The sequence below is a fragment of the Synechococcus sp. CBW1006 genome (assembly GCF_015840525.1).
Lineage (GTDB): Bacteria > Cyanobacteriota > Cyanobacteriia > PCC-6307 > Cyanobiaceae > CBW1002.
Genome location: NZ_CP060396.1, coordinates 525,319 through 539,840 on the forward strand (window position 1 = coordinate 525,319; position 14,522 = coordinate 539,840).

General features: G+C 59.0%; 14 protein-coding genes and 3 pseudogenes. 7 read left to right on the plus strand and 10 right to left on the minus strand.

What is annotated here, in order from left to right:
* Positions 1 to 215: 215 nt before the first annotated feature.
* The gene (locus H8F26_RS02460) at positions 216 to 368 is read right to left on the minus strand and encodes a hypothetical protein (RefSeq protein ID WP_197157235.1); all 153 of its coding nucleotides are present in this window, start codon (positions 366 to 368) and stop codon (positions 216 to 218) included.
* 147 nt (positions 369 to 515) lie between these two features.
* On the opposite strand from H8F26_RS02460, the gene H8F26_RS02465 reads away from it, so the two are divergent.
* Entirely contained in the window at positions 516 to 752 is a 237-nt protein-coding gene (locus H8F26_RS02465) for a hypothetical protein (protein ID WP_197157237.1), read from the plus strand.
* On the opposite strand, the gene H8F26_RS02470 is transcribed toward H8F26_RS02465, so the two are convergent.
* The 5 genes and pseudogenes from H8F26_RS02470 to H8F26_RS02485 all read right to left on the minus strand — a co-directional run bounded on the left by H8F26_RS02470 (position 690) and on the right by H8F26_RS02485 (position 3,580).
* On the minus strand, positions 690 to 845 hold the full coding sequence (locus tag H8F26_RS02470) for a hypothetical protein (protein WP_197159377.1): 156 nt from the start codon (positions 843 to 845) through the stop codon (positions 690 to 692). The two genes, H8F26_RS02465 and H8F26_RS02470, sit on opposite strands and share 63 nt — an antisense overlap.
* A 431-nt stretch (positions 846 to 1,276) precedes the next feature.
* Positions 1,277 to 2,149: an IS3 family transposase gene (locus tag H8F26_RS02475; RefSeq protein WP_231598222.1), complete on the minus strand. Its 873-nt coding sequence runs from the start codon at positions 2,147 to 2,149 to the stop codon at positions 1,277 to 1,279.
* 10 nt (positions 2,150 to 2,159) lie between these two features.
* On the minus strand, positions 2,160 to 2,447 hold the full coding sequence (locus H8F26_RS19150; RefSeq protein ID WP_231597691.1) for a transposase: 288 nt from the start codon (positions 2,445 to 2,447) through the stop codon (positions 2,160 to 2,162).
* Positions 2,448 to 2,664: 217 nt separating this feature from the next.
* A pseudogene (locus tag H8F26_RS02480) lies at positions 2,665 to 2,940 on the minus strand (transposase); the annotation flags it as partial.
* 94 nt (positions 2,941 to 3,034) lie between these two features.
* The gene (locus H8F26_RS02485; protein WP_197157239.1) at positions 3,035 to 3,580 is read right to left on the minus strand and encodes a transposase family protein; all 546 of its coding nucleotides are present in this window, start codon (positions 3,578 to 3,580) and stop codon (positions 3,035 to 3,037) included.
* 121 nt (positions 3,581 to 3,701) lie between these two features.
* Between H8F26_RS02485 and H8F26_RS20025 the strand changes: the two genes are divergently transcribed.
* Positions 3,702 to 3,950, plus strand: a complete 249-nt coding sequence (locus H8F26_RS20025; RefSeq protein WP_370594725.1) for a Fic family protein — start codon at positions 3,702 to 3,704, stop codon at positions 3,948 to 3,950.
* Between the two features lie 140 nt (positions 3,951 to 4,090).
* Here H8F26_RS20025 and H8F26_RS20030 read toward each other — a convergent pair whose 3' ends face one another.
* Positions 4,091 to 4,387: a 2Fe-2S iron-sulfur cluster-binding protein gene (locus H8F26_RS20030; RefSeq protein WP_197169572.1), complete on the minus strand. Its 297-nt coding sequence runs from the start codon at positions 4,385 to 4,387 to the stop codon at positions 4,091 to 4,093.
* A 24-nt stretch (positions 4,388 to 4,411) separates the two neighbouring features.
* Positions 4,412 to 5,737, minus strand: a complete 1,326-nt coding sequence (locus tag H8F26_RS02500; RefSeq protein WP_197157243.1) for a hypothetical protein — start codon at positions 5,735 to 5,737, stop codon at positions 4,412 to 4,414.
* A 225-nt stretch (positions 5,738 to 5,962) separates the two neighbouring features.
* Between H8F26_RS02500 and H8F26_RS02505 the strand changes: the two genes are divergently transcribed.
* Positions 5,963 to 6,169, plus strand: coding sequence for a hypothetical protein (locus H8F26_RS02505; protein ID WP_197157245.1), 207 nt, complete (start codon positions 5,963 to 5,965; stop codon positions 6,167 to 6,169).
* Positions 6,163 to 6,813: a hypothetical protein gene (locus tag H8F26_RS02510; protein WP_197157247.1), complete on the plus strand. Its 651-nt coding sequence runs from the start codon at positions 6,163 to 6,165 to the stop codon at positions 6,811 to 6,813. The genes H8F26_RS02505 and H8F26_RS02510 overlap by 7 nt, the downstream gene beginning before the upstream one ends.
* A 342-nt stretch (positions 6,814 to 7,155) precedes the next feature.
* Here the strand turns inward: H8F26_RS02510 and H8F26_RS02515 are convergent.
* Positions 7,156 to 8,348 (minus strand): annotated as a pseudogene (locus H8F26_RS02515) (IS256 family transposase).
* A 568-nt stretch (positions 8,349 to 8,916) separates the two neighbouring features.
* Here H8F26_RS02515 and ltrA point away from each other — a divergent pair.
* Positions 8,917 to 10,167: a group II intron reverse transcriptase/maturase gene (gene ltrA, locus H8F26_RS02520; protein ID WP_231605423.1), complete on the plus strand. Its 1,251-nt coding sequence runs from the start codon at positions 8,917 to 8,919 to the stop codon at positions 10,165 to 10,167.
* Positions 10,168 to 10,385: 218 nt separating this feature from the next.
* Here the strand turns inward: ltrA and H8F26_RS20035 are convergent.
* A pseudogene (locus tag H8F26_RS20035) lies at positions 10,386 to 11,467 on the minus strand (ISAs1 family transposase).
* 410 nt (positions 11,468 to 11,877) lie between these two features.
* Between H8F26_RS20035 and H8F26_RS02535 the strand changes: the two are divergent.
* Both H8F26_RS02535 and H8F26_RS02540 read left to right on the plus strand, forming a co-directional pair.
* Positions 11,878 to 12,711 carry an alpha/beta hydrolase gene (locus tag H8F26_RS02535; RefSeq protein WP_231605424.1) on the plus strand — a complete coding sequence of 278 codons (834 nt, stop codon included), beginning with the start codon at positions 11,878 to 11,880 and terminating at the stop codon, positions 12,709 to 12,711.
* A 234-nt stretch (positions 12,712 to 12,945) separates the two neighbouring features.
* Complete coding sequence (locus tag H8F26_RS02540; RefSeq protein ID WP_197157251.1) at positions 12,946 to 14,490, plus strand: IS5 family transposase; 1,545 nt, start codon at positions 12,946 to 12,948, stop codon at positions 14,488 to 14,490.
* Positions 14,491 to 14,522 lie beyond the last annotated feature (32 nt).

Below are 14,522 nucleotides of genomic sequence, written 5' to 3' on the forward strand. Positions count from 1 at the left end.
GATCGCGCCGTAGCGCCCCCACAGGGCGCAGCGGCGGCGATCACCGCCCGGGGGCCGGCACCGCAGACGTCACGACCAAGATTGCAGGTGTAGCCCACAACCGATCGGCAATCCAGACGAAAGACTTGACAAGTCAATCGTCTGGATTCATCGTGAAATAATGAGGTGCACATGCGCCTCGAGAATGACAGCCCGTCATTCACCCCTGTTCTCCCTCAGTCCAGGGCAATCGGGCCTCGGGATTTACACCACGCCAAGGGACGCGGCCAATACACCTGGTGGTCTTCTGAGAGCCACTCACGCGGTGACGGCGGCAGCAGGGTGGCCTGCTGCGGCTGCCAGGGGCGAAAGGTCTTGCGCTTCTGCATGCCCGAGTGTATCGCCCAGATCCATTGCAGTCACTGGGATCTGGGCAGATTGATGGGCGGCTGTGGAGAGACTGGGTGCTGATCTATGCGCGACAGGCTCCTAGGAAACCTAATGCCGCTCTGACCCAGCGAGGCCGGCTCCGGCTTGTGAACCAGCACTTGGAGCATGGCCGCAGACTCTCGGAGCTGGCGGACGAAAACGGGATCAGCCTGCACTGTGCCTACCTCTGGCTGACCCAGTATCGCTTCGGTGGCCCAGCCTCACTGTCGATTCATCGCAGCATGAGCCACACCCAGCGGCGGGCGCTCAATCCGCTGGGGTCACGTCAGTTTGGAGGAATTACGGGAGCTACGAACGATCCCTTCCCGCAGCCGGGCCAGTGAAGTGGCCATGTCGATGATCTGGAGCTGCAGCTGCAGCTCCTCATTGCGTTGGCTGAGTTCCTGAATCTGCTGCTGCTGAGCAAGGATCAGCATTCGGATCCTTGCTGGAGTTACCAAGCAGTCCACTGCTGGAATCCGGGCCGGAGGTGTCCTCATCGCAAGCGCTCCCAGCCTAAGTTGATGCCGGAATTCAGGGAGGCGTAAGGGGTTCAGCAGAGTCGGCCTTCCCCTAGTGCTGTCCCGCTTCCCTGAACACTTAAGAAACCGAGCTTGGATTCGGGTCGAGCCCCCCCCCTGAAGGTGTCGACCAAGCTGAGCTTCAGACAGCGGAGATGTTACTAACTTCAACCGAAACTCCTTGACAACGCACCATCGCTGGGAGCCACTGAAAGTATCGCGAGGCCGGAGTATCCAGTTGCCGCAATGGATCATGCTCGCGCATGAGGGGAGAAGACGACTCAGCGCCAGGAGACATCGGCCGTTTCGCACATGACAGCCGCTGTCATGTCTGAGGTGGGTGCCTTTTATTGGACAGTTCCGGCCCCTGACATCGTTAACCCAGGACGGGTGGAACATGGTTCGGCCTCAGTGTAGACCGCGTGGGGAGTTTTGCCTCCAAGGGAACTGTGAGGTCTTACATGGCAATACCGCCACAGGAAGCGGGCCAGGCTGATTTCAGCGTCCCAGCCATCGCTGTATGCCCGTAGGTAGACCTCCTCGTACTTGACAGTCCTCCACAGCCGTTCAACAAGGATGTTGTCGTAGCACCGCTTTCTGCCGGACCAGCTGATCTGGATCCGCTCCCCTTTGAGTCTGGCCACAAAGTCAGCGGACGTGAACTGACAGCCTTGATCGGAGTGGAAGATCTCTGGCCTACGGCCGCCTCCCAAGGCCATCTCCAGGGCCTCCAGACAGAACTTCGTGTCAAGGCTGTTGGAGAGCCTCCAGCTGAGCACATGCCTGGAATGGAGATCCATGATCGCCACCAGATAGAGGAACCCTTTCTGCAGAGGGATGTAGGTGATGTCGGTCGCCCAGACCTGATCCACCGACGTGACCTGCGTGAGGTCCACCAGGCAGGGGAACCGCACGGACGGATCACCTGGAACCGTCGTCCGGGGCTTCTGGTAGATCGCCCGTAATCCCATGCGCCGCATGAGGTTTCGCACTCGATCTCGGCTGATCGGGATACCATCTTGGGCCAGATAGTCCACCATCCGGCGGCTGCCGCTGCAGGGATCCTCCAGGTAGAGAGCATCGATCCTGGCCATGATCCGCAGCGTCGATACACGGACCGGTGTCGGCCGGTAGTACAGCGTGGATCGAGGCAGCCCCAGCAGCGCACACTGCCTGCTGATGCTGAGCTCGGGGTGGTCGTGATCGACCAGCTTGCGCAGTTCACGGGCATCAGAGCAGTTGAGACTTTTTTTTGAGCCACTCCAGCTCCATCTGCAGCCGTCCGATCTGCTGGAACAGCTCCGCCTCCTTGGCCTGCCCCTCCTCCTTGTCCTTGGTCTTCTTGCCTCGGGTGAAGAGCTCGCTGGCACCGTCCAGGAGCTGCCGCTTCCACTGGCTCACCTGGATCGGGTGGATGGCGTGGTCGGCGGCGATCTCCTGGATCGTCTTGCGGCCACTGATCGCCTCCATGGCGACCCTGGCCTTGAACTCGGGGCTGTGGGTGCGGCGCTTGCTCATCGGTGGGAGCCCCTTTCAGGGGCGGTACCCCGCCTCAGAGGTTAACGATGGGGCCTGTCCAGAAAAGCCAGACCACCTCAGACTCCATGGCAGAGGACCGGGCCAGGGTGGCTCACTTTTCGCTGTCGCCTCCCCCTGCCATGGCAGGGGGAGGACCCGGGGTAACCCGCCTACGTAATTGACGCGACCCGCCTACGTAGTTGACATCGGGCAGCGGCTCCAGGATCGAGGGCAGGTGGCTGCCGGAGCGCAGTTTGGGGATGCGGAGATCGATGTCCCCCACCTGGGTGGCCAGGGTGCGCGGCCGGTAGCCGTTGCGGTAGCCGAGCCGCTCCTCGCTGCGCTCATGGCGCTCTGCGCCGAGCACGGCAGCGACCTCCAGCTCGATCAGCTGCTGCAGGCCGTGGCGCACCAGCTCGGGGATCAGCTCACCGGCGCTGCTGCCATCCAGTAGCGGCGCCAGCTCAATTGCGGCACGATTGGACGTGGGCATGGTTCGTCTGGTTGAGGTAGTGCTCAAACCAGGGTCACGGGCCTGCCCACCCCTTGCAACGCTGGCCGCTGAGCGGAACGTCTGAGGTGCGCGCTCAACCCCGGCTACGCCGGGGTTGAGGTCCCCAGGGATTTACACCAACACAGGGGACGCAAGCGGCATCAGTGGCGTAGGTGGTCTGGGCGATCGCAACGCCCAGACTCTGGGAGTAGAGGCTGACCTGAGCAATGAATGTCGCTGCGCCAGAGTCGGTTTCAGCGATCGAGCCCCGCAGCGTCTTGCCGTCACACACAAGTGTGTCGAAGTCATCAGCGACGCCGGGCTGGGCCGACATCCATTGGCGCAACAGGGTTTCAAAGCCAGCCACGTCCAGTTGCGAGAGCAGCAGGCGGAAGGTGGAATCCGAGGGCTCCTTGCCGAAATCGGTGCCCAGCAGCTCGTTGAGGACCTCGCGGTGACGTCGGGCAAACCGCTCGATGCCGACCAGAGAACCCTCGTTGCTCAGAATCGCCAGGATCGCCACCAGCAGCATCCACCACTGAGGGAAACGAACGCCGCGGCGCATGCGGCAATCAGGCAGCGCCTTGAGAAAGCTGATCAGATCGCCAGCGGCGGCGGGCTCAGCAGGGAGTGACGGCAAGGCTGCAGGGCGGTTCCCGCGCACGACACCGTAGCCGGGGCTACCGGTCCAGGCCTACAGGGACAGACTTCTAATAGGCCCTGGGCGGTGGGCCGGCCAGTACCGCACCAGCGACAAAAGCATTGGTGCCGACTGGCGGCAGATCCGGATGCAGGTCCCGGCCCTGTTGGCTGACATCGCTTATCAGGTGGAACATCGGGTGGCGTCGGTGGATGAGATCGCCGTGCGTTTCCATCACCGCCTGGTCACCATCCACCCCTTCCCGAACGGGAACGGTCGCCACGCACGGCTGATTGCCGACGTGTTGATCGAGCAGCTGGGGGCTCCACGCTTATCCTGGGGAGGTACAGGGACGCCTCAAGGTCGCTAGTGCTGGCCAGACTGCCGGATCGCTATTGGCTGGTTCAATGATGGTACACATAGAGGTCTGTATTCAGAGGTCGTCCGTTTGAAGGGCCCAACTAACGCAGGTCACCCTCGCTGTGCTGTGCGTTCCTTGGCTGCAGGGATTCAGAAGCTTCGCACCGAGATCGGTCCGTGAACGGTGCATTGACAGGCCAAGCGAGCCTGGGGATCACCATCAGCTAGGACACTGAGAAGGATCGCTTCAGTCTCCGAGGTGGGTGAGAGATTGTCTCCGCCGGCAGTAATCCGCACTAGGCAGGTTCCGCAGGAAGCTGAGCGGCAACCAATGAGAACTGGAGTGTTGAATTCATCACAGATTTCCATGAAGGAACGGCCAGCACTGGTGGACACCACCAGGCCAGTGTCTTCGAATGTGATGGCGATGGGTGATATGTTGGCCATGGCAAGCGAATGTAAGCTTTAGATTTATGCAAGGGTAAAGACGTCAGTCAGATTTTCCCGGGCGAGGATGTCATGGTACCGCTGCAACAGATTTCCCAGATTAGAGGCGTCAAAGTCGAAGTTCATTGCTTTCCTAATGCGCTCATACTGCTGGGCAATGTAGCGCCAGCGCTTCTGCGTGAGCAGTCCGGCGCCGAAAGGAGGTAACTTCATAGGCCATTCCATCTGCCCCCAAGACGCCATTAGGTCATCAATATTCGTCTGCTTGTCTGAGAGCTCGGGGTGGGACAAGGCCATTGTTAAAATTTGTTTGCAGGAATGAAGAGTAACGGTCAAGATTCCTTTTTTGTCCGCATCTAGCATTTCAGGAAAGATTAGAAACTGGCCTTTAATGTAGTCTTCTATCGTCATCCTTGTTAACTCTCGGATGAACGCCTGAGCTTCGGGGCTGGCCGCCTGGTATAGGGCTAGGCCGATATCGAAGGACGTAGTGAAATGGCGCGCTTCGTCATGGAGGTGACCTTGGTTAATGCTATAAGCCAGGGGCTCGTAGTTGAATTTTTCTTGGTCTGCAAACAGATATGATTCAGCCTGCTTTAGATCAACATTTGCAATATATCGGATCAATAGCCATAAGCCTCCCAGGCCAAGAGCCAGGACTTCGTTGGAAGGCAGAAGACGCATAGCGTCGCCAATCAGGAAATGTTGAACACGATAGCGAAAATCACGACCGCCCTGTTTCATTTCGTTCAGGAGTACTTGCAAGCCTCCATTTTTTTGGAGCAACTCGAGAATGCGTAAGTGCTCTTCAGTGAGGGTGAACTGAGTATCAATAGAATTGTAATCACGCTGGGGGATAGAGCCAACCACGCCTCTGAAGAATCCAGGTGCGTCAAAGGGCTCAGATGTCCCTGTCTCTCTGGCAACCATATTATAGGCGGCGCGGAAGGTCCAGATGTGATCCATCTCCTCACTTGTTTCCTGGTGGAGAATCATATACTCATCTGAGTAAGGGTCAAACAACTTCTCGGCAGCCGCCATATTGGAAACCAGAGTCTGTGATTCACTGTTGGCCACAGTCTTGTAGAAACTGGCGAAAAAACAGGCCGTTAAAATTGCGACCTGTCGACTGCTCAGTGACTTGAGGTGCTCGCATCGCTGCAGCGGCAGAGGCATCATATTTGGATTGGCATATAGTGCATTGCCAATTATTCCCTGGTTGCTCAGTGCAATCCCAAGGAACTTCAACTCCATGGGTTCGGCGTGAGCCCTTTCGAACAATCGGTTTTGTATCGCTGTCAGCTTGTTGTTCAGGGCAACACTTTTTTTGGGGGCAGCAGTGCGCGTCATAGCCTAAGCGATCACATAGTACAATCATTGCATGGGAGTTCCCTCAGGTCCCACGGCTACCTGAAATTCTGGATTTCGTGACGCGTTGCCAGGTGAACGGCCTCTGTGAAACGGGCAAAAGACTGCTCCCGCCTCAGGGCAGCCTGAAAGTCTGTCCCGCCCGCCCTTGGCCCCGTCGCTGATGCCCGGTTGGTTCCCAGGGCCAGCCTGTACTCTCTGTTCGCGATGTCCCAGACCGGTGTTCCCGCCGTTGATTTCAGCGCCGACACCGATCTGATCACCTTCATCAAGGCGATCCCGGATGGCCGTCACCGCCGCGGGGTGCGAAACCCGCAGTGGTACCTGTTGCTGGTGACGGTGCTCGGCATCCTCAGTGACTGCCGCAGCTCTCGCGACCTGGAGGCCTTTCCGAGCAGCACTGCGAGGTGCTGAACCAGGCGCTGGGTCTGAACCTCAAGCGCTGGCCCTCCGATGCCACCTTCCTCTACCTCTTTAACAAGGCTCACTTCCAGCAGTTCGGGGAGGTGCTCCAGGCCTGGATGATCAGCCAGATCCCTGGTGGGGCAACGGCTCTCGAGCAGCTGGTCTGTATAGCCTCTGGCTTCCGCGAAGCGGTTGGCATGACCTTGAAGGGTCTAGCGATCGAGACCGAGGACGGCCATCTCTGCTTTGTTGCCCAGTTCACTGTCTACGCCCGGGCGCTGGGCGTCGCCTTGGCCCAGAAGACCTACGACACCCACGCATCCAGCGAGCGGGCAGCGCTCAAAGAGCTGCTGAGCACGATGGATCTGGACGGCAAGCTGATCCTGGCGGATGCCCTGCACACCACCCGACCGTTTTTCAGTGGTGCCTGGAGCAGGGGCCGACGTGCTCCTGAGCGTCAAATCCAACCAGAAGACCCTCCACCGTCAGATCGTCTGTCAGTTGGAGGGAAAGCGCAAGGTCCCTTTCACGGCAACGGATCAGGAGAAGCGCCATGGGCGCGATACCCGCTGGGAGATCAGGGCCAAAGAAGACGCTTGCGTTCTGCCATCAGGGCTGGAGCTGTGACGGCTGGTCCTGCCTCCAAGTCTTGAAGTCAGCCGCCAGATCCTCCTCTGTCAGGCCCAGCCGCTGCAGCTCAGCCGGTCGCGTCCCTTTGCGTGGTGTAAAACCCGAGGCCCGAATGCCCTGATCAGAGGGCGAACAGGGTGGAATGACGCTCTGTCATCCCGGAGGCGCAGATGCACCTCGTTGTTCCACGTTGAATCAGGGCGATTGACTTGTCAAGTCTTTCGCCCGATTGCGGATGTGTTGTGATCTGCAGTGGTCTGTGCTGCCGGAGGTGGCCGTGGCCGGCCCCCGGGCGGTGATCAAGGCCGCTGCGCCCTGTGGGGCGCTGCAGCCTCGATCACCTGGGGCCTGCGTCCTTGCAGCTCTCAGGCGCCGGCGGCCTGCAGGGCAGGGATGTCATCCAGCTCCGGGATGGCGGTCATGCTCTCGGCGGAGACCATGCGGCGGCCCTCCAGCTGCCAGTGCTCGTGCTGCTCCAGCAGCACCGCCCCCACCAGACGGGTGATGGCGTCGTCGTTGGGGAAGATGCCCACGACCCTGGTGCGGCGTTTGATCTCCTCGTTGACGCGCTCCAGCAGGTTGGTGCTCCAGACCTTTTTCCAGTGGTCCTTGGGGAAGTGGCGGAACGCCAGCACGTCCTCCCTGGCCTCATGCATCAGTGCGGCAGCCTTGGGGAAGCGTTCCGCCAGTGAGGCCGCCAGATCGTCCCAGCGGGACTCGATCTCCTCAGCGCTCTCCTGGGCGAACACCGATCGCAGGGCCGCGGTGACCATGCCCTGGTGGGCCCTGGGCACCCGCTGCAGCAGCTGCAGGGCTGCGTCTGGCAGCGCTGCCAGACGCAGCCCTGCAGCTGCCTGCGGATGGCCTTGGTGAGGCCCAGGTGGGCGTCCGAGATCACCAGCCTGACGCCACCCAGGCCCCGCTCCTTGAGGTGGGAGATGAACTCCGCCCAGAAGGCCTCGTTCTCGCTGTCGCCCACCTTGAGCCCAAGGAGTTCACGGCGGCCGTCGGCATTCACCCCCATGGCCACCACCACAGCCCGTGAGCAGACCTGCAGGGCCTTGCCGAGGCGTCCCTTGAGGTAGGTGGCATCGAGGTAGACGTAGGCGTAGCTGCTGCTCTCCAGCGGCCGGCTCAGAAAGGCCTGCACCTGCTGATCGATCTCCTGACAGATGCGACTCACCTGCGATTTGGAGATGCCGCTCTGGGAGCCAAGGGCAGCCACCAGGGCATCGACCTTGCGGGTGGAGACCCCAGCGATGTAGGCCTCCATGATCACCGCATAGAGGGCCTGATCCACCCGGCGGCGGGGCTCAAGGATCGTGGGCAGGAAGCCTCCCGAGCGAAGTTTGGGAATCTGCAGCTCCAGATCCCCCACCTGGGTGGTCAGGGTGCGGGGCCGGTAGCCGTTGCGGTAAGCGAGCCGCTCCTCGGTGCGCTCATGGCGGTCAGCACCGACCACGGCGGAGGCCTCCAGCTCGATCAGCTGCTGCAGGCCATAGCGGGCCAGCTCGGGGATCAGCTCCCCGGCACTGCTGCCATCGAGTAGCGAGGCCAGTTCAGGTGCGGCAAAGTAGGCGTTGGGCGTGTGTCACGAGTCAGCAGGTGAAAGCCAAGGCTGATGAAACTGCATCGGGGATGGGAGTGTGGCCTCCCGGGATCGGCCTGCAGGGGCTGGTACCAAACCACCCCGTGCTGCTGCGTTCAAAAGACGTGGTGGTGAGCGACGGGGAAACGGCGGACTGGATCCGTCAGGTGTGCGACGAGAAGGTGAGCGCAAGCGAACCGTTGATGACGCGCCGATATCTATTTCAGACGCTGCCAAAACGGGAGGCGGCCCAAATCTCCTGGATCAGTGTGGACAGAGCCTGTCTATGGACCACACGGCAGCCGGCGTATAGACGGCACGAGCTCATCGCAGGCCCTGATGCGGAACGTGAGAACCTGCCATGGAATGCCAAGGGAACATCCCAAGTGGTCACCACCATGAGGGTCAATACCGATGTCTGTGGCAGGGGCGGAGCAACCCGTAGTAGCGATGATGGGTCTGTAACGGACTCGGAGCCAAGGGGTTGCATCATCCCGTTTGGAGTCTCCCATCAACTGCCTACGGCAGGAGGAATGGGATGACAACAGACAAGCCGCTACCGATTACCAAGGTGATGGTCTGGAAGGCCTATCAACAGGTGAAACGGAACGGACAGGCGGCCGGTGTGGATGGCCAAAGCCTGGACGACTTCAACAAGGATCTGGAGAATAATCTCTACAAACTCTGGAATCGGATGGCATCAGGAAGTTATCTTCCGCCACCAGTTCGGCGTGTGGAGATTCCCAAATCCGGTGGAGGCGTCAGGCCGCTGGGTATCCCGACGGTTGCTGATCGCATCGCACAGATGGTGGTCAAGCAGGTGCTGGAGCCAGAGCTGGAGCTGATCTTTGATCAGGATTCCTACGGCTACAGACCGGGCAAGTCAGCGCATCAGGCAGTAGAGGTCTGCCGTCAGCGCTGCTGGAGGTCCAACTGGGTTCTCGATCTCGACATCAAGGGGTTTTTCGATGCTATCGATCACGACCTGTTGATGCGCGCGATCAAGGCCCATACCTCCGAGCGCTGGGTGGTGCTCTACCTGCAACGATGGCTGCAGGCACCGGTTCTGTTGCCGGATGGCACGCTCCATCCCAGGGACCGGGGCACACCGCAAGGTGGTGTCATCAGTCCACTGCTGGCCAATCTGTTCCTGCACTATGCGTTTGATGTGTGGATGCGCCGGAGCCACCCGGCCATTGCCTTTGAGCGCTATGCAGATGATGTGATCTGTCATTGCCACAGCGAGAAGGAAGCTCGGCGGTTGCTGGAGGCATTGCAGGATCGCTTTGCGTCCTGTGGCCTCCAGCTTCATCCCCAGAAGACCCAGGTGGTCTACTGCAGGGATAGCAACCGCCGGGCACCGTTTGCTGATGTCACGTTCACGTTTCTTGGTTTCGCGTTTCGGCCACGTGTGTCTCGCAATTCTCGCGGAGTCATCTACACAGGCTTTTTGCCGGCAGTGAGTCCGCAGGCTCTCCAGCGTATGCGGGAGAGGATTAGGTCGATAGGGCTTCCATCGCTCGTGTATCTGTCGCTTGAGGAGATCGCTAAAGTGCTGAATCCAGTGATTCGTGGCTGGATTCAGTACTACGGTCGTTTCTATAGGACAGAACTGATCAGGAAGTTGTATCGCTACCTGGATGACAGAATTGCAGCCTGGTTACGGCAGAAGTACAAAGGGCTGCGGGGTCGTCGGCTCCAAAGCTGGCGAGTACTTGCCAGGATCAGGTCTGGACATCGTGATCTGTTCGCGCACTGGCGTCGAGTCAGTGAAGTGGCATGTGGATGATGGGAGCCGTATGACGCGAGAGTGTCACGTACGGTTCTGTGAGCACCTCGGGGGGAAGTTCCCCGGGGGTGACTCGACATGGTCTGTCTGGTTGAGGTAGGACTCAAACCAGGGAAACGGGCCTGCCCACCCCTTGCAACACCAGCCGCTGGGCCGGTCGCCTGAGGTGCGCGGCCCACCCCGGCTACGCCGGGGTGGGGGTCAGGGCCTATTAGAAGTCATCCAGAAGGGCTCGGCTCTGCTGGTGCACGCCACCCCAGCAGACGCAGCAGTCCCTTGATGTCGTGAGCCAAGGCGGCAATGCCCTCGGTCACCGACCAGATCCCGTTCAACCGCAGGCTGTTGATCGCCATGGTGCGGAGCATGGCGACGATCTGAACGCCGTTGGTTTCCCGGTAGCGGTGGGCGTCTTCCCGCAGCGCGACGTCACGCACCCAGTGCCAGGAATTTTCAATGCTCCAGCGGTTTCTCACGAGGCGTAGCAGTGCTTTTGCGCTGGTCCGCAGGCTGGTGACGTAGTAACGCGTCTCGTCGACGGGCCGGCCATCGCGAATGCCCTGGCTGCACACGGCAATGATCGTGGCGCTGCCGGTCCATTGCTCGATCACCCAGTCTGGTGCTGGCATCGCCCGCAGCGTCCAGACGATGTCGCGGCCATGGCCAGCTTCATGGTGGCTGGTTTCCCAGGGCACCTTGCGGCTGTAGGTCAGGCGATCACGGATCAGCCGAAACCCTTTGCGGCGTCCGTGTTTGACCGCAATCAAGAAGTCGGCACCGCGCTGGGCGAGGAACAGGAAAAAGGGCGGTTGGCATGCAACGCGTCCGCCTGAACCAGCACGCCCTCCAGCTCGATCGCCTCCAGCAGCTGCCGCAATGCCTGGGTTTCGCTGCCGGCATCAGTGGCGTAGGTGGTCTGGGCGATCGCAACGCCCAGACTCTGGGAGTAGAGGCTGACCTGAGCAATGAATGTCGCTGCGCCAGAGTCGGTTTCAGCGATCGAGCCCCGCAGCGTCTTGCCGTCACACACAAGTGTGTCGAAGTCATCAGCGACGCCGGGCTGGGCCGACATCCATTGGCGCAACAGGGTTTCAAAGCCAGCCACGTCCAGTTGCGAGAGCAGCAGGCGGAAGGTGGAATCCGAGGGCTCCTTGCCGAAATCGGTGCCCAGCAGCTCGTTGAGGACCTCGCGGTGACGTCGGGCAAACCGCTCGATGCCGACCAGAGAACCCTCGTTGCTCAGAATCGCCAGGATCGCCACCAGCAGCATCCACCACTGAGGGAAACGAACGCCGCGGCGCATGCGGCAATCAGGCAGCGCCTTGAGAAAGCTGATCAGATCGCCAGCGGCGGCGGGCTCAGCAGGGAGTGACGGCAAGGCTGCAGGGCGGTTCCCGCGCACGACACCGTAGCCGGGGCTACCGGTCCAGGCCTACAGGGACAGACTTCTAATAGGCCCTGGGCACGTCACATCTTGCTCGGCTTATGGCCGCTATCTTGATGGTTCGCCCAGCTGAGCGCACCACGCGCTCCGAATGTTGCCCTTTGCTCCTGTCTATTCATGGTTGATACATTTGGCAATTGCTAGGTCTTTCTCCGTCTTTGTCTGGCTAATTACTGGCACAAGCATTCATGGCATCTAACCTTTGGAAGTCTTTGCTCCGTTGCAAGCGATTTCTTCGTAAGCCGTCCTCTCAGCTATCGTCATCACGCTTGCCCTCAGAGGTTTCTGTTCATTGTCATAGTGATATTTGTTACGCGCCGTCGCTCAAGGCCTCTCATGGTGACAAGGTGACCCTTGATGTCTTTAAGCTTGCGTCTACGCCTGCCAAGGGAGCTGTTATCTTTCTGCATGGAGGAGGGCTTAGGAGGGGATCCAAGAAGCATGTCCTAGGCAAGGATTTATACTTTAACTCTCTCGGTTATAACTTTGTCTCATGCAACTATCCTTTGTCCGCTGAATGTACTGCTTGTCTGATCGATGACCAGCTGCTGGCTCTGCGATCACTTGACAAGTGGGTCGGAACCGAGTTGCGTACACTTTCTCAAGTCGAACCTTCTTCGCCAGTCATCTTCCTGGGGCATTCGGCAGGCGCATACTTGCTCGCATTGGCGGTCTCCAAGGGGCTCTTCTGCAATCCTCGTACATCATTTATTCTTGTTGATTCAGCGGCATATGACTTGTCTAAGCGATATGGGGCGGCTCGTCCGAATGTTAGGCTTGAGATAGAACGCCTAGTCGGCTATGAGGATGGCAATAAAGGTAGCCTAGATGAGCTCATCAGTGCCTATTCTCCCGTAAGTAATCTGCTGCAATGCCCTGCAGGTGGCCCTGGTCCCGACATGGGTTGGGTCTATCTCGCAACTACGAGGAAGCGTTTCAGTCTTGACAGTTCCACTGTCCTTGCATCACTTCTTAAGAGTAAGTTGAACATGCATGCTTCGGTCAAAGCCTACCCGCTCAGCCATGTGGATATCTCGCGAGAGATAGCCTACCCAGATAGCGAGATTGGCAGGGACATCGCCCATTTGTTAGGCAATATGTAGGGACTCCTGAAAAATCCAGATCCATTGCGCCGCAGCTTGTCTCAAGCATGAGAAACCGCTAAAGTGGCCGTGAATCAGGCAATCCGTGATTGCCTTTACTCCTGATCGTTCCAAATGTACCGGAGGCACAATAACGGTCAGATCTCAATCAAGGGCACCTCGAAAAATTCGGGATCTGCTGGATCCGGCAATTGAGACTCATTGTCCCGTCAGGCGTGGCTTGAGTGCTCCGTCTTGGTAGAGGCTATTTTTCGAGGTGCCCTCAAGGAGTTCCACCTGCCATTTGGCGGCACACTTGATCCCGAGAACCGCTGGGTTCAACTGGAGGGGCTGATCCCATGGGATGAGCTGGAAGAAACCTATGCCACTCAATTCAGCTCCACAATTGGCGCTCCAGCCAAATCAGTGAGGATGGCCTTTGGTGCTCTCTACATCAAGCAGAAGTTAGGGCTCACCGACGAGGAGACTGTCCATCAGATCAGAGAGAACGCCTATGTGCAGTTCTTTCTCGGCTTTGCGGGCTACACAGCCAAAGCACCGTTTGATGCCTCGATGATGGTGCACTTTCGCAAACGCTTTTCTGATGAGGATCTGCGCCGTATCAATGAGCTGGTAGTGCAGCGCGGCAAAGAGATCCTTCTGGAAGCACTTGCTCAGGCAGCAGACGATGACGACCATGATGATCGTGATTCGAGTGGAGGAGGCGCTCAGCTAGAACTTGATGCGTTGATCAAGCCTGCTGACTGGCCAGAAGGAAAGAATTGGGGCACTCTCACGATTGATGCCAGTTGCACTCCTGCCGACATCACCTATCCCAGAGACCTCAAGCTCCTCAACGAGGCTCGCACAACGACCGAGCGAGTCATTGATAATCTGTGCAGTCAGTCATCGGGATTCAGGAGACATCGACCGCGCTACGACCGTGGCCTTGCTCGTGCTCATTTCCTCAGAGTCGCGAAGCAGAAACGGCCACGCCGACGCAAGGTGAAGGCTTCCATTAAACATCAGCTTGGCTATGTGCGCCAGAATCTCAAGGCTATTGACGCTCTGATCGACTGTGGGGCAAGGCTTTCCGAGCTCAAGAGGCATTGGTGGCAGAAGTTACTGGCCTGCAGCGAGCTGGAGCGGCAGCAGAGCCTTCTGCTCGACTCTCGGACCAACAGCATTCCAGATCGCCTGGTGAATCTTGTGCAGACCCATATCCGCCCAATGGTGCGAGGCAAGGCACGTGCTGCGGTGGAGTTTGGTGCCAAGATCAGCGTTTCGGTTCAAAACGGCTTTCCGTTCTTGCACCGCATCAGCTGGAACCCCTACAACGAAGGAGAAGACCTGATCGCTCAGGCGGAAAAATACAAGCTGGATACAGGATCATACCCAGAGCGCATCTGCGCCGACCGGATTTACATCACGGCCAAGAATAGGCATTTCTGCACGAGGAACGGCATTCGCCTCTCCGGCAAGCGATTGGGCCGCCCGCCCAAGGATCCTGATGTCACTACTACACACAAGCAGCAGCTCCGATCTGATCAAGCACGACGCAATGAAGTGGAAGGCGTCTTTGGCTCTGGAAAGCGCAAGTATTCGCTGGATCTGATCAAGGCTCGTCTACCAGCTGGTGCCGAATCCTCCATCTCGATGGCCTTTGTCGTGATGTGCGCGGAGAAGGTCTTGAGGCTGCTGCGCCTCTTTTTTGTCGTTCTTTTTGGGTGGATCTACAGCTTTCTTATGGCCTGGTCAGCGATCAGAGCGCCTGAGGGCATCTGCAAGCCAGCCTTTTGAGATCTGGCCCACTTGATGTCACCGCGCTTGCC

Excerpts from the sequence above, each read along its gene's own strand:
- H8F26_RS02460 (WP_197157235.1), bottom strand. The coding sequence starts at position 368 with ATGCAGAAGCGCAAGACCTTTCGCCCCTGGCAGCCGCAGCAGGCCACC.
- H8F26_RS02470 (WP_197159377.1), bottom strand. The coding sequence starts at position 845 with ATGCTGATCCTTGCTCAGCAGCAGCAGATTCAGGAACTCAGCCAACGC.
- H8F26_RS19150 (WP_231597691.1), bottom strand. The coding sequence starts at position 2,447 with ATGAGCAAGCGCCGCACCCACAGCCCCGAGTTCAAGGCCAGGGTCGCC.
- H8F26_RS20030 (WP_197169572.1), bottom strand. The coding sequence starts at position 4,387 with ATGGCCAACATATCACCCATCGCCATCACATTCGAAGACACTGGCCTG.
- H8F26_RS02500 (WP_197157243.1), bottom strand. The coding sequence starts at position 5,737 with ATGACGCGCACTGCTGCCCCCAAAAAAAGTGTTGCCCTGAACAACAAG.
- H8F26_RS02505 (WP_197157245.1), top strand. The coding sequence starts at position 5,963 with ATGTCCCAGACCGGTGTTCCCGCCGTTGATTTCAGCGCCGACACCGAT.
- ltrA (WP_231605423.1), top strand. The coding sequence starts at position 8,917 with ATGACAACAGACAAGCCGCTACCGATTACCAAGGTGATGGTCTGGAAG.